This is a genomic window from Promicromonospora sp. MS192 (assembly GCF_049532985.1).
Taxonomy (GTDB): domain Bacteria; phylum Actinomycetota; class Actinomycetes; order Actinomycetales; family Cellulomonadaceae; genus Promicromonospora.
Genome location: NZ_CP186693.1, coordinates 3437389 through 3450962 on the forward strand (window position 1 = coordinate 3437389; position 13574 = coordinate 3450962).

A 13574-nucleotide genomic window follows, 5' to 3' on the forward strand; every position below is an offset into this window, starting at 1 on the left:
CGTGGCCCAGTTCTCCGCCGAGGTCTTCCAGAACGAGTTCCTGTCCGACGGCGCCACCGACGTGCACGCCGTGGTGTCCGTGACCTGCACCGGCGCGGGGGCCACCGCCGGTGCCACGGGCGGCATGCCGGGAGCGGCACCGGGCGGCGTCGCCGAGATCGTCGCCGTCGACACCTCCGGGTCCATGCAGGGCCGCAACATGGAGGCCGCGAAGCACGCGGCCGCCGTGGCCGTGGACCAGATCCCGGACGGCACGCTGTTCGCGATCATCGGCGGCTCGCACGTGGCCACCCGCGTCTTCCCGTACCCGAACGCGCGGGTGCCCATGGTGGCCATGGAGCCGGGCGCGCGGGCCGAGGCCAAGCGCGCCATCGCGACCATGTCGGCCAGCGGCGGCACCGCGATCTCGACCTGGCTGCGGCTGGCCGACGAGCTGTTCGCCACCGCGCCCGTGGCCCAGAAGCACCTGATCCTGCTGACCGACGGCAAGAACGAGTCCGAGCCGTCCATGCACCTGGACCAGGTGATCGCGAACGTCACCGGGCACTTCCAGTGCGACGCCCGCGGCGTCGGGGACCGGTGGGTGGTCGAGGAGCTGCGCAAGATCTCGACGGCGCTGCTCGGCACCGTGGACCTCATCGCGCGGCCGGAGGACATCGCGGACGACTTCGCGGCCCTCGTCCGCAAGTCGATGGCCCGCGGCGTCGCCGCCGTGGACCTGCGCGTGTGGGCGCCGCAGGGGTCGCAGGTCCTGTTCGTCCGGCAGGTGGCCCCCGAGGTGGACGACCTCGGCGGCCGCCGCACCGAGGTGAACCCGCTGACCAGCGCGTACCCGACGGGTGCATGGGCCGACGAGACCCGGGAGTACCACGTGGCGGTCCGGGTGCCGGCCAAGCCCGTGGGCTCGGAACAGCTCGCGGCCCGCGTCCAGGTGGCGGTCGACGACGAGGTGGTGGCCTCCGGCCTGGTCAAGGCCAAGTGGTCGGACGACTCCACGCTGACCGCCCGGATCAGCCCCGAGGTGGCGCACTACACCGGCCAGGCGGAGCTCGCCTCGGCCATCCAGGAGGGCCTGGCGGCCAAGGCCGCGGGCGACGAGGCCACCGCGACCGTCAAGCTCGGCCGCGCCGTGCAGCTCGCCGCCGAGACCGGCAACGACGAGGCCACCTCCCGCCTGCGCAAGATCGTGGACGTGGAGAACGAGGAGGAAGGCACCGTGCGGCTCAGGCAGAACACCGCGAAGCTCGACGAGATGGCACTCGACACCGCGTCCACCAAGACGACCCGGGTCCGGCGCGCATGACCGTGACCTGCCCGGAGGGCCACGTCAGTCAGGCCACGGACTACTGCGACGTGTGCGGCACGCCGATCCCGGCCGCCGGCACCGCCTCGTCCGGCACGCCCGCGGCGCCCCCGGCCCCGGCCGCCCCGGAGGGCGAGCCCGTGACCTGCCCGAACTGCGGCGAGGTCTCCCCCGCGGGCTCCCTGTTCTGCGAGAACTGCGGGTACGACTTCACGACCGGCACCACGGCACCGCCGCCTCCGCCGGTGTCGGGGCTGGATCTCGGCGGGTCGGGCGCGTCGGCTGCTGGCGGGGCGGCGGGGGCGCTGTCGACCGGGTCGGCGGGAGCCGGGTCGGCCGGGGCGGCGGTTCCGGGCCACGGGGGGCCTCCGGGCGCTGGGGTGACGGGGGCCGGAGCGACCGGGTCGGCGGGGGCGCCGTCGGCGGGAGCCGGGTCGGCCGGGGCGCCGTCCGCGGGAGCCGGGTCGGCCGGGGCGCCGTCCGCGGGAGCCGGGTCGGCCGGGGCGCCCGGACCGGGCCACGAGGGGCCTCCGGGCGCTGGGGCCGCGGGCGCGCCGTCGGGAGGTACGCCGGCCGGGACCGCGGCGGGTGCGCCGGACACGCGGGCCGGGCGACCGGGGGCCACGCCGCCGGCCGGGACGGCCACGCCGTCGGGCAGCCCGGGTGGGCTCACCGCTCCGCCCGTGCCGGGCGACACGGCCTGGGTCGCGGAGATCTGGGTCGACCCCGACTGGTACGCGCACGAGCGCCCCGAGGACCCGCTGCCGTCGGCGGGGCTGCCTGGCCTGGTCACCCTGCGGCAGCGCAGCCTCCTGGTGGGCCGGCCGTCGCAGTCGCGCAACATCCGGCCGGACGTCGACTGCGGCAGCGACCCCGGCGTCTCCCGGCGGCACTGCCAGCTCACCACGGACGGGCAACGGTGGTGGGTCGAGGACCTCGGCTCGTCGAACGGCACGTTCGTCGCCGCGGCGGGCGAGCCCCTGCCGGACACCCCGCTGACGCAGGGCGTGCGCCAGGAGATCGAGGAGGGCGACCGCGTGTACATCGGCGCCTGGACCCGCCTGGTGATCCGCAAGGCACTCCCCGGCGAGGTCTGACGGCGAACCCGCGGGTCCGGCTGCGAGAACGCGGGTCCGGGGCGAACTCGCGGGTCCGGGCGGGAACGCGGGTCGGACGGCGAGAAGCGGGTCGGACGGCGAGCACGCGGGCCCACCGACCGGCTGACCGCCGCCGCACCCCAGAAGTGCGCTTCTACCCAGTCATTGCGCCCAGAATCCCCCTGGATCTTGGGCGCAATGACTGGGTAGAAGCGCACTTTGGCCGAGGGGCGGGGAAAAAGACGTGCGCTCCGCCCACCCGCGCTGGGAGGCTCAGGGCACACCGCGGTGGCGTCCGTCCGGTCCGTACCGGGCGGTGGACGAGGTCCGGCCAGACCTCATGCCGGGACACCGGCATCCAGCGTCACGAAAGGCACTCACGTGCACACCGAGTACGACCTGGCGCAGACCCTTCACCGGGAGCGCCTCCAGGACGCCGAGGAGCATCGGCGCAACCGCAGGCTCCGTGAGGAGCAGAAGCGACGCAGGGCCCAGGCCCGTGCCGCACACCGGATCGACACCCGCGCACCGGCAGCCGCCCTGCGCGTGCGGTCCGCATGATCCGCAGGGCGCCCGTCGGAGCACCTCCGACGTCCGGCGCCGGCGACATCCCCGAAGCAGAGCGTGTGTCCGACACACGCTCTGCTTCGTTCTTTGTGCCCGGGACGACTCCGAGCAGCCGCTGACCTGCGCAAAGGTGCCGCAGATCACCACTGTCCGGGTTGCGCGGTATTTCCGCCATCAGGGATGATGTAACACGACGGAAACAATGAGGAGCATCGGCCGCGACCCGGCCGGAGCACGCCCGCTGTGCCCGTCACCTCTCCCCACCCCTGGAAGGACCGCAGTCATGGATGCCCATTCCGCCTACTACATCGGCCGTGCACAGGTTGCCGAGGTCGCCCGCCGCGCGGAGATCGCCGGCGCGCAGGAGCGCGCCCTGCGCGAGCGCCCCGAGCGCCGCACCAGCAAGCGTCACAAGCGCTTCCGCCTGATCTGACCCTCGACCTCGACACCGCCCGCAGCCCGGGCGCCGTCGACGCACCTGGCCCTTCCTCGGCCGGCCTCTCCGGCCCCGCGGGAGGGCCATCCTGCGTCCTGGGCCGGTGACCCCACGCACCCGGACCCCGGAGCGACCCGTCGCGCGGACGCCGCATCGCAGCCGCGGCACCGCCGTTCCGCGGGAGCGAATAAGGTGGGGGCGTGAGCCTTCCCAACCCCAACGAGCGCATCGTCTGGATCGACTGCGAGATGACGGGCCTGGACCTCCGGGTCGACGCGCTCGTCGAGGTCGCGGCGATCGTCACGGACTCCGAGCTCAACGTTCTCGGCACCGGTGTCGACGTCCTGGTCAAGCCCCCGGCCGAGGCCCTGGCCCAGATGGGCGACTTCGTGCGCACCATGCACACGACGTCGGGCCTGCTCGACGAGCTCGACGGCGGGCTCACGCTCCAGGAGGCGCAGGAGCAGATCCTGGCCTACATCCGCCAGTGGGTGCCCGAGCCCGGCAAGGCGCCGCTGGCCGGCAACTCGGTGGGCACGGACAAGTCGTTCCTCGACCTGCACATGCCGGAGCTCGTGGAGTACCTCCACTACCGGATCATCGACGTCTCGTCGATCAAGGAGCTCTCCCGGCGCTGGTACCCGCGCGTGTACTTCGCCTCCCCCAAGAAGGACGGCGGGCACCGCGCGCTGGCCGACATCCTCGAGTCGATCGACGAGCTCCGCTACTACCGCGAGGTCCTGTTCCCGGCCCAGCCGGGCCCGGACACGGCCACCGCACGCGCCGCCGCGGCCCGCGTCGCAGAGACCTCCGTCACGAAGCAGCTCGCCCCGTAGTTTTGAGTTCGGTCCGTGGCTTCCGACCATGTATGCTTTTCGACGGTCGCCCGGTCCAGGACCGGCGTACATGGTGGGCGTAGCTCAGCTGGTAGAGCATCGCGTTGTGGTCGCGAGGGCCGCGGGTTCAAGTCCCGTCGCTCACCCCATGAGACGGCAGGTCCGGAGCAGAAATGCTCCGGACCTGCCGCTTTTCTTCTGCCCCGGGGGCGCCTTCTTCTGCCCTGGGACGCCCGGCCGCGCTGCGCAGCTCACCCCGGCACGTGGTCCCGCGGACGCTGCCGACCCGGCCCCACGCAAGGTGCCCCGCGGAGGTGGGTTGCTCCGTGTAGACGTTGTCTACTCAGCGCAACCCACCTCCGCGGGGCAGGTTCACCCAGGACCGGGCGGTGACTCACTACCCGGAGCCGCTCACCCCAGGAGCCGGACCACCGCGTCCGCGAGCTTGTCCTCGACACCCGTGCCGTACTTCATCCACAGCGACGGCTCGGTGAGCTCCAGCTCGATGACCATGGGCAGGTCGTCCTCCCCCGAGACGAGGTCGACCCGGGCATAGGTGAGCTCGGCGCCCGTGGCCTGCCGGGCGACGTCGAGCGCCCGGCGGGCCACCTCGATCTGGGCCGGCGTGGCCTCGAACGCCGCCATCTCCTCCTGCGCGTACAGCTCGCCGGAGTCCTCAGCGGGCCCCGTGAGCAGGGCGTTCTTGCGGACGGCGTGCGTGAGCTCGCCGTCGACGAACACGAGGCAGGTCTCGCCCGTCGTGTCGACCGAGGTGACGTAGGGCTGGATCATGACCCAGCGGCCGTCGTCGAGCAGCCGGGTGGCGTGCGCGATGGCCTTGCCGCGCGACTGGGCCGACACCGGCTGGTAGCGGCCGGTGTTCTGGGCCCCGGCGCTGACCACGGGCTTGACCACGAAGTCGCCGAACGCCGGCATGCGGGTGTGCACCGCGCGCTTGGACAGGTGCCGCGCGGGGTCGAGCCAGATCGTGGGGATGACGGGCACCCCGGCGGCCTCCAGGTCGCGCAGGTACCGCTTGTCGGTGTTCCACTCGATCACGGCGGCGGAGTTGGCCACCTTCGGCAGGGACCGCGCCCAGGCCACGAACTCGTCGTGGCGCGGCGAGTAGTCCCACGTGGAGCGGACGAGCACGAGGTCGTACGCCTGCCAGTCGACGGCCGGGTCGTCCCACACGGCGGGTTCGGCCGTAACGCCGCGCGCACCCAGTGCGGCGATGAGCGGGACGTCGTCCTTGTCGAGGTCAGGAAGCTGGGAGCAGGTCGCGAGAGCTACGCGTGCGTTCGTCACGCCCCGAGACTATCGCCGGGCCGCCCGTCAGGTCCCGGGCTCAGGAAGCGGCGTCGGCCACAGCGGCGTCGTGCACACCCGGGTCCGACGCCGCGGCGTCCGCGGCACGGCGCAGCGCGCCGAGGATCCCGTCGGCGGTCAGCGAGCCGACGACGTCGCCCGACTCCCCCACGACCGGCACCCGCCCCATCGCCGAACCCGGCAGTGCCGCGACGGCCTCGAAGGCGTCGGTCAGCCGGGCGCCCAGCCGCACGGGTTCGGGCGCGGGCTGCACGATCCGGTCCGCGTCCTCCAGATCGGCGGTCTGCACGCGGGCCAGCGCCAGCATGCGCGACGCCGAGCCGTCCCCGATGAAGTCCCGCACGCGGTCCGAGGCCGGGTGCGCCAGCACCGCGAGCGGGCTCGCGACCTGTTCCAGGTGGCCGCCCCGGGACAGGACGGCGATGCGGTCGCCGAGCCGCGCCGCCTCGTCGATGTCGTGCGTGACGAGGATCACCGTCGTGCCCGTCTCCCGCTGGATCCGCTGGAACTCCGTCTGGAGGTGCCGCCGGAACTCGGGGTCGACGGCACCGAACGGCTCGTCCATGAGCAGCACGGGCGGGTCGGTCGCGAGCGCACGCGCGACCCCGATGCGCTGCCGCTCGCCGCCGGAGAGCTCGTGCGGGTACCGCCTGGCATAGGTGGCGGCGGGCAGCCCCACGAGGTCCAGCAGCTCCGAGACCCGGGCCCGCGTCCGGCGACGGTCCCAGCCCAGCAGCCCGGGCACGGTGGCGATGTTCGCCTCGACGGTGCGGTGCGGGAACAGCCCGACGTTCTGGATCACGTAGCCGATGCGGCGGCGCAGCTGCACCGGGTCGGCGTCGGTGACGTCCTCGCCGTCGAGCAGGATGCGGCCCGACGTCGGCTCCACCAGACGGTTCACCATGCGCAACGTGGTCGACTTGCCGCAGCCGGAGGGACCGACCAGGGCGAGCACCTCGTGCTCGCGCACGGCCAGGCTCAGTCCTTCGACGGCGACGGTGCCGTCCGCGTACGCCTTGCGGACGGTGTCGAGCTCGATCACTGTGCGGGCAGCCATGCCTCGAACCTACCGGGTGATTCGCACGGTACGGTCTTAGCCATGCCCGGTAACCCGTGGTTCTCCTGGTCGTACGTGGTCGACAACGCGCCGGCGCTCTGGCAGCGCACCGTCGAGCATGCCGGCGTGACGATCGAGGCGGTCGTGATCTCCGCGGCCATCGCCATCCCGCTCGGTGCGCTGGTGTACCGGACCCGGTGGCTGGCCGGGCCTGTGCTCGGCACCGCGGCCGTCCTGTACACCATCCCCTCGCTGGCGCTGTTCGGCATCCTCGCGCCACTGCTCGGCATCGGGCGCACACCCGTGCTGATCGGGCTCGTCGTCTACGCGCTGCTCGTCATCCTGCGCAACACCGTCGCCGGGCTCTCCACCGTGGACCCCGCGGTGGTCGACGCCGCCCGCGGCCTCGGCTACGGACCCGGGCGGCTGCTCGTGCAGGTGGCGATGCCCAGCGCACTGCCCAGCATCATCGCCGGCCTGCGACTCGCGACGGTGTCGTCCGTGGCGCTCGTGACGGTCGGCGTCGTCGTCGGGTATGGCGGGCTGGGGCAGATCATGTTCCAGGGCTTCCGGAACAACTTCTACCGCGCCGAGATCATGACCGCGACGCTCGCGACCATCCTGCTCGCCCTCGTGCTCGACCTCGCCCTGTGGGCGGCCGGGCGGGCCCTGACCCCGTGGCTGCGCAGGAGGACCGCATGAGCGCCCCCACCGGTGTCGTCGGCGAGGCCCTCGTCTGGCTCAACGACCCCCTGACCTGGACCGAGCCCGGCGGCATCCTCGACCTGGCCGGCGAGCACCTGCTGATGACCGTCGTCGCCGTGGCGATCGCCGCCGCGTTCTCGATCCCCCTCGGTGCCTGGCTGGGGCACAGCGGTCGCGGGGCGGGCCTCGTCGTCTGGCTCACCAACGCCTCCCGCGCGCTGCCGACCCTCGGCATCATCCTCCTGCTCGCCTCCACGGGCCTGTTCGGCAACACCGCGACCGTGATCGCCGCCGCGTTCTTCGCCGTCCCGGTGCTGCTGGTCAACACCTACGAGGGCGTGCGCGGCGCGGACCCCGACGCCCGGGACGCCGCACGCGGCATGGGCATGAGCGGCGGCCGCATCCTGACGCAGGTCGAGCTGCCGCTGGCCACCACGCTCGTGGCCGCCGGGCTGCGCACCACCATCGTGCAGGTGGTCGCGACCATCCCGCTCGCGGCACTCGCCGGCGGTGGCGGGCTGGGCAAGATCATCTCGTTCGGCATGGGCACCCAGCGGTACGGCGAGGTGCTCGCCGGCGGCGTGCTCGTGGCGGTGCTGTGCCTGCTGATCGACGGGGTGCTCGCCGTCGGGCAGCGGCTGGCCACGCCCGCACCGCTGCGCGCCGGGGCAGCCTGAGCGGGACCAAGGATGTAACGACATTCTCACGAGCGGGTTTATCCCTTGCCATCGACCGCGGGGCGGGGTCGAATGGGACCGATCGAAGCCGTAGAACAGTTGTACGCCACACACACTCGGAGACTTTCGATGAAGCTCGCCCGTAGATCTCTGTCCGTGCCCCGCGCCCTCGGCGCCGCGGCAGCCGTCGTCTCCCTCGCGTTCCTGACCGCCTGCGGCGAACCGGGCTCCGCCGGGGGCGGGGGTGGCAGCAGCCCGACGGACGGCGGCAGCAGCCTCGCCGCCTGCGAGGCTGTCCCGGGCGACGAGCTGGTGGTGCTGGAGGACGACCAGCAGCTCCAGACCGTCGACAACATCATCCCGGCGGTCAACGCGGCCGCGATCGAGGGCGACGACACCCTGGTGCCGCTGCTCGACTCGGTGTCCGCAGCGCTCGACACCGACACCCTCATCGGCCTGAACAAGGCCGTCGACGTGGACCGGCGCACCTCCAAGGAGGTCGCCGAGGAGTTCGTCGCCGACGCCGGGCTGGACAGCCCCGAGCAGAGCGGCTCCGGCAAGATCGTGGTCGGCGCCGCCGACTTCGCGGAGAGCGCCACGCTCGGCACCATCTACGCGACGGTGCTGAACGCCGCCGGGTACGAGGCCGAGGTGACCACCATCGGCAACCGCGAGGCCTACCTCCCGGCGCTGGAGGACGGCAAGCAGGTCCAGGTGATCCCCGAGTACGTGGGCACGCTGACCGAGTTCATCAACAAGAACGTCAACGGCGCCGACGCCGAGCCGGTCGCCAGCAGCGACCTCGACGCGACGGTCGAGGGACTCACCGGCCTGGGCGAGGAGGTGGGCCTCACGTTCGGCGAGCCCTCCCCCGCGCAGGACCAGAACGCGTTCGCCGTGACCAAGGCCTTCGCCGACGAGCACGGCGTCAGCACGCTCAGCGAGCTCGCCGAGACCTGCGGCGGCCTGGTGCTCGGCGGCCCGCCGGAGTGCACCGAGCGTCCGTTCTGCCAGCCGGGCCTGGAGGAGACCTACGGCCTGGAGTTCGCGGAGTTCACCGCGCTCGACGCGGGCGGTCCGCTGACCAAGACGGCGCTCCAGCAGGGCGAGATCACCCTCGGCCTGGTCTTCAGCTCGGACGGCTCCCTCACCCCGAACGCGTGACCCGTTGAGTGCTGGATCTTCGCCCTGTTCCGTGTGTCGGAAGGGCGAAGATCCAGCACTCACCGTGTGCTACAGGCCGTAGGACTCCAGGAAGCGGAGCCAGACCTCGCTGACCGTGGGGTAGGCCGGGACCGCGTGCCAGAGGCGGTCCAGCGGCACCTCGCCGACGACGGCGATGGTCGCCGCGTGCAGCATCTCGCCGGCGTCGGGCCCCACGAAGGTGGCGCCGACCAGGACCCGGCGCTGCGTGTCGACCAGCACCTGGGCGCGGCCCGCGTACCCGGGCGACTCCACGCTGGCACCCGCCACCCAGGCCAGGTCGTACGACACGGCCTCGACGGGGATCCCCGCCGACCGCGCCTCCCGCTCCGTCGGGCCCACCCAGCCGACCTGCGGCTGCGTGAAGACCACCTGGACCCGCGCCGCCCGGTCAGCGGTCGCGGCGTACCGCGACCAGGGCTCGGCCTCCTGCCCCACACCGGGGGCCGGCACGCCGCTGGTCGGGGCACGGTCGCCCGCCTCCGTACCGAAGCGCGCGGCCACCACGTCGCCGACGACCCGCGCCTGGTACTTGCCCTGGTGCGTGGTCGGCGCGCGGCCCGTCACGTCGCCGCAGGCGTACAACCAGCCCTCGGGCACCGCGGTGACCTGCATCGACTCGTCGACGACGAGCGCGCCGCCGCGACCCAGCGCCGAGTCGTCCAGGCCGATCGTGTCCAGGCTCAGGTCCACCGTGCGCGGGACCCGGCCCGTGGCCACGAGGATCTCGGCCGCCGTGACCTCGCTGCCGTCGGACAGGGTGACGGTCACCGGACCGTCCGCGTCCGGACGCCGCACCGCGCTCGGCTCGACACCCAGCCGGACGTCGACGCCCGCCGCCCGCAGCGCGTCCGCGACCATCTCGCCGGCGAACGGCTCGGCGTTCGACAGCAGGCCGCCCCGGGCCAGCAGCGTCACCCGCGCACCGAGGTCCGCGTACGCGTTCGCCATCTCGACGCCCACCACACCGCCGCCGACCACGACGAGCGACTCCGGCACGGAGTCGGCCGCCGTCGCCTCACGGCTCGACCAGGGCGAGGCCTCGGCGAGGCCCGGCACGTCCGGCAGCACGGGCACGCTGCCCGTCGCGACGATCACCGCGTGCCGCGCCCGCAGGAGCCGGGTGACCGGCGCGTCGCCGATGTCGGTGGCCTCCCCGAAGCCCGCGGCGGGGCTGTCCTTGGGCGCCGTCACCTCGACGAGCCGCTCGCCGGCCAGCCGGCCGTGCCCACGCACCAGCGTCAGGCCGGCGCTCTCGACCCACGAGACCTGCCCGGCGTCGTCCCAGTGGCTGGTGATCTCGTCGCGGCGGGCGAAGACCGCCGCAGCGTCCAGCGGACCCGGATCCTTCAGGCCCGGCGTGTCCCGGGCGAGCGCGCGGACGGCGCCCGCGCGCAGCAGCACCTTGGACGGCATGCAGGCCCAGTACGAGCACTCGCCGCCCACCAGCTCGGACTCGACCAGCGCGACGGACAGGCCCGTGCGCGAGGCGCGGTCGGCCGCGTTCTCGCCCACCGGCCCGCCGCCGATCACGACGACGTCGAACGACTCCTCAGAAACACTCATGGCGCCATGGTGTCCTGCCGCCGGTCCGGACGCCAGGCGCGAGGACCTTACGGATCCGTCAGATGTCCGCACGACAGACCACCCCGCCCCAGCCCGCGCCGGGCCCGGGCCCGGGCCGGGCCGGGCCGTCGAACGTAGGGCTGGTCGGCTCATGGAGCCGCACACCGCGACCAACCCTACGTTCGGCACCCGACCGCCGGCAGGTGGGTGGGTCAGGCCAGGCCCGCGCGGCGCAGGGCGTCCGCCATCGCAGTATCCGCGGGGGCGGGGCGGCCGCGGCCGCCCTGGCCGCGCTGGCCCTGACCCCGCTGACCCTGACCCTCCCGCCCGCGGCCCTGACCGTCGCGGCCGCGGCCCTCGCCGCCCGGGCGGCCCCCGCGCCGGCCGTCACCCTGACCGCCGGCCCCGCCGGAACGCCCGGTACCCGACCCGCCGCCGACCTCGTCGTCCAGCCGCAGCGAGAGCGAGATGCGCTTGCGCTGCAGGTCCACGTCCATGACCTTCACCTTGACGATGTCGCCGGACTTCACGACCTCGCGCGGATCGCTGACGAAGTTCTTGGACATCGCCGACACGTGCACCAGACCGTCCTGGTGCACCCCGACGTCCACGAACGCGCCGAACGCCGCCACGTTGGTGACCTGCCCCTCGAGCACCATGCCCGGCACCAGGTCCCCCAGCGTCTCGACGCCGTCGGCGAAGGACGCCGTGGTGAAGGCAGGGCGCGGGTCGCGGCCCGGCTTCTCCAGCTCGGCGAAGATGTCGGTCACGGTGGGCAGACCGAAGGTCTCGTCCACGAACTGGGTGGGCTTCAGCGTCCGCAGGGCGGCGCCGTTGCCGATGAGCGCCCGGACGTCCGCGCCCGACGCCGTCACGATGCGCCGCGCCAGCGGGTACGCCTCGGGGTGCACCGACGACGCGTCCAGCGGCTCGTCGCCGCCGGTGACCTTGAGGAAGCCCGCGCACTGCTCGAACGCCTTGGGACCCAGGCGCGGCACGTTCTTCAGCGCCGCCCGCGACGCGTACGGGCCGTTGGCGTCCCGGTAGGAGACGATGTTCTCCGCGAGCGTCGAGGTGATGCCCGAGACCCGCGACAGCAGCGGCACCGACGCCGTGTTGAGGTCCACGCCCACGCCGTTCACGCAGTCCTCGACCACGGCGTCCAGCGACCGCGACAGCTTGGTCTCGGTGATGTCGTGCTGGTACTGGCCCACGCCGATCGACTTGGGGTCGATCTTCACGAGCTCCGCGAGCGGGTCCTGCAGGCGGCGCGCGATGGAGACGGCACCGCGGATCGACACGTCCAGGTCCGGCAGCTCGGAGCTCGCATACGCCGACGCCGAGTACACGGACGCGCCCGCCTCCGACACGACGGCCTTGGTCAGGCCGAGCTCCGGCGCCTTCTTCATCAGGTCGGCGGCCAGGCGCTCCGTCTCGCGCGACGCCGTCCCGTTGCCGATCGCCACCAGGTCGACCGAGTGCTTCGTGGCCAGCCGGGCGAGCACGGCCAGCGACTCGTCCCACCGGTTGGCGGGTGCGTGCGGGTAGATCGTCGCGTGCTCCACGACCTTGCCGGTCGCGTCCACGACGGCGACCTTGACGCCCGTGCGCAGCCCCGGGTCGAGGCCCATCGTGGCGCGCGTGCCGGCCGGAGCGGCCAGCAGCAGGTCACGCAGGTTGGCGGCGAAGACGCGCACCGCCTCGTCCTCCGCCTCCGAGCGCAGCCGCAGCCGCACGTCGATGCCGAGGTGCACGAGGATCTTGGTGCGCCAGGCCCACCGGACGGTGTCGGTCAGCCAGCGGTCGGCCGGACGGCCCTGGTTCGCGATGCCGAACTGGTGCGCGATGGTCGCCTCGTACGACGTCGGCACGCCGGGCTCGATGCCCTCCTCCGGCTCGATGGTCAGGTCCAGCACGTCCTCCTTCTCGCCCCGGAACAGGGCGAGCACGCGGTGCGAGGGCAGGGTCGACAGCGCCTCGGAGAACTCGAAGTAGTCGGAGAACTTGGCGCCCTTGTCCTGCGCGCCGTCGCGGACGGCCGAGAGCATGCGCCCGCGCTGCCACAGCCGCTCGCGCAGCGTGCCGATCAGGTCGGCGTCCTCGCCCATGCGCTCCACGAGGATCGCCCGGGCCCCGTCGAGGGCCGCGGCGGCGTCGGCCACGCCCTGGTCGGCGTCGACGTAGGGCCCGGCTGCCTCCTGCGGGTCCAGCGACGGGTCACCGAGCAGGGCGTCGGCGAGCGGCTCCAGGCCGGCCTCGCGCGCGATCTGCGCCTTGGTACGCCGCTTCGGCTTGTACGGGAGGTAGATGTCCTCCAGCCGCGACTTGGTCTCCGCCGACACGATCTGCGCCCGCAGCTCGTCCGTGAGCTTGCCCTGCTCCTCGACCGAGGCCAGGATCGCCGCCCGCCGCTCCTCCAGCTCGCGCAGGTACCGCAGCCGCTCCTCCAGCGTGCGCAGCTGCGCGTCGTCGAGCGTGCCCGTGACCTCCTTGCGGTAGCGGGCGATGAACGGCACCGTCGCGCCGCCGTCGAGCAGGTCGACCGCGGCGGACACCTGCCCTTCCCGCACGCCCAGCTCCTCGGCGATCCGCCGGTTGATACTTGCCAACGTTTCCTACCTCACTTGTCGCGTCGCACACGCCGGGTGGTCCGCACAGATTGTGCCCGGGACCACTGACATCTGTCGCATCCGTCCGCCCGTGTCCGACGCGCGGATCACCTGGCTGACCTGTGCGTCCGACCCGTGAGCGGCGCAAGCGCCGGGCCGGCCGGGACATATCCGGGGCGAGGCCGTGCG

Annotated in this window: 13 protein-coding genes and 1 tRNA gene; 9 read left to right on the forward strand and 5 right to left on the reverse strand. The window is 73.3% G+C overall.

The genetic code is table 11. The features are described from left to right. Position 1: 1 nt before the first annotated feature. Positions 2-1303, forward strand: coding sequence for a VWA domain-containing protein (locus ACO229_RS15440; protein WP_397429767.1), 1302 nt, complete (start codon positions 2-4; stop codon positions 1301-1303). Between the two features lie 40 nt (positions 1304-1343). On the opposite strand, the gene ACO229_RS15445 is transcribed toward ACO229_RS15440, so the two are convergent. Continuing rightward, on the reverse strand, positions 1344-1976 hold the full coding sequence (locus ACO229_RS15445; protein WP_423462039.1) for a hypothetical protein: 633 nt from the start codon (positions 1974-1976) through the stop codon (positions 1344-1346). Between the two features lie 10 nt (positions 1977-1986). Between ACO229_RS15445 and ACO229_RS15450 the strand changes: the two genes are divergently transcribed. The 5 genes from ACO229_RS15450 (at position 1987) to ACO229_RS15470 (ending at position 4388) form a co-directional block, all read left to right on the forward strand. Then, complete coding sequence (locus ACO229_RS15450) at positions 1987-2400, forward strand: FHA domain-containing protein (RefSeq protein ID WP_423462040.1); 414 nt, start codon at positions 1987-1989, stop codon at positions 2398-2400. Positions 2401-2781: 381 nt separating this feature from the next. Next, positions 2782-2961 (forward strand): hypothetical protein, encoded by a 180-nt coding sequence (locus ACO229_RS15455; RefSeq protein ID WP_397409401.1) that lies wholly within the window; start codon positions 2782-2784, stop codon positions 2959-2961. 289 nt (positions 2962-3250) lie between these two features. After that, the gene (locus ACO229_RS15460) at positions 3251-3400 is read left to right on the forward strand and encodes a hypothetical protein (RefSeq protein ID WP_397409399.1); all 150 of its coding nucleotides are present in this window, start codon (positions 3251-3253) and stop codon (positions 3398-3400) included. Positions 3401-3603: 203 nt separating this feature from the next. Further along, positions 3604-4239: an oligoribonuclease gene (gene orn, locus ACO229_RS15465; RefSeq protein WP_397409397.1), complete on the forward strand. Its 636-nt coding sequence runs from the start codon at positions 3604-3606 to the stop codon at positions 4237-4239. Positions 4240-4312: 73 nt separating this feature from the next. Beyond that, a tRNA-His gene (locus ACO229_RS15470) sits at positions 4313-4388 on the forward strand. A 262-nt stretch (positions 4389-4650) separates the two neighbouring features. Here ACO229_RS15470 and ACO229_RS15475 read toward each other — a convergent pair. Both ACO229_RS15475 and ACO229_RS15480 read right to left on the reverse strand, forming a co-directional pair. After that, positions 4651-5547 (reverse strand): RimK family alpha-L-glutamate ligase, encoded by an 897-nt coding sequence (locus ACO229_RS15475; RefSeq protein WP_397409395.1) that lies wholly within the window; start codon positions 5545-5547, stop codon positions 4651-4653. A gap of 40 nt (positions 5548-5587) precedes the next feature. Beyond that, positions 5588-6625: an ABC transporter ATP-binding protein gene (locus tag ACO229_RS15480; RefSeq protein WP_423462041.1), complete on the reverse strand. Its 1038-nt coding sequence runs from the start codon at positions 6623-6625 to the stop codon at positions 5588-5590. A gap of 42 nt (positions 6626-6667) precedes the next feature. Between ACO229_RS15480 and ACO229_RS15485 the strand changes: the two genes are divergently transcribed. From ACO229_RS15485 to ACO229_RS15495, 3 genes are all read left to right on the forward strand, one after another. Then, positions 6668-7327, forward strand: a complete 660-nt coding sequence (locus ACO229_RS15485; RefSeq protein ID WP_397429761.1) for an ABC transporter permease — start codon at positions 6668-6670, stop codon at positions 7325-7327. Then, positions 7324-8007: an ABC transporter permease gene (locus tag ACO229_RS15490; protein WP_423462042.1), complete on the forward strand. Its 684-nt coding sequence runs from the start codon at positions 7324-7326 to the stop codon at positions 8005-8007. The genes ACO229_RS15485 and ACO229_RS15490 overlap by 4 nt, the downstream gene beginning before the upstream one ends. A 129-nt stretch (positions 8008-8136) precedes the next feature. Continuing rightward, positions 8137-9171, forward strand: coding sequence for a glycine betaine ABC transporter substrate-binding protein (locus ACO229_RS15495; protein ID WP_423462043.1), 1035 nt, complete (start codon positions 8137-8139; stop codon positions 9169-9171). A gap of 69 nt (positions 9172-9240) precedes the next feature. Here the strand turns inward: ACO229_RS15495 and ACO229_RS15500 are convergent, their stop codons facing one another. Both ACO229_RS15500 and ACO229_RS15505 read right to left on the reverse strand, forming a co-directional pair. Continuing rightward, on the reverse strand, positions 9241-10776 hold the full coding sequence (locus ACO229_RS15500; RefSeq protein ID WP_423462044.1) for a dihydrolipoyl dehydrogenase family protein: 1536 nt from the start codon (positions 10774-10776) through the stop codon (positions 9241-9243). Positions 10777-10988: 212 nt separating this feature from the next. Beyond that, positions 10989-13385: a Tex family protein gene (locus tag ACO229_RS15505; RefSeq protein ID WP_423462045.1), complete on the reverse strand. Its 2397-nt coding sequence runs from the start codon at positions 13383-13385 to the stop codon at positions 10989-10991. Positions 13386-13574: the final 189 nt, after the last annotated feature.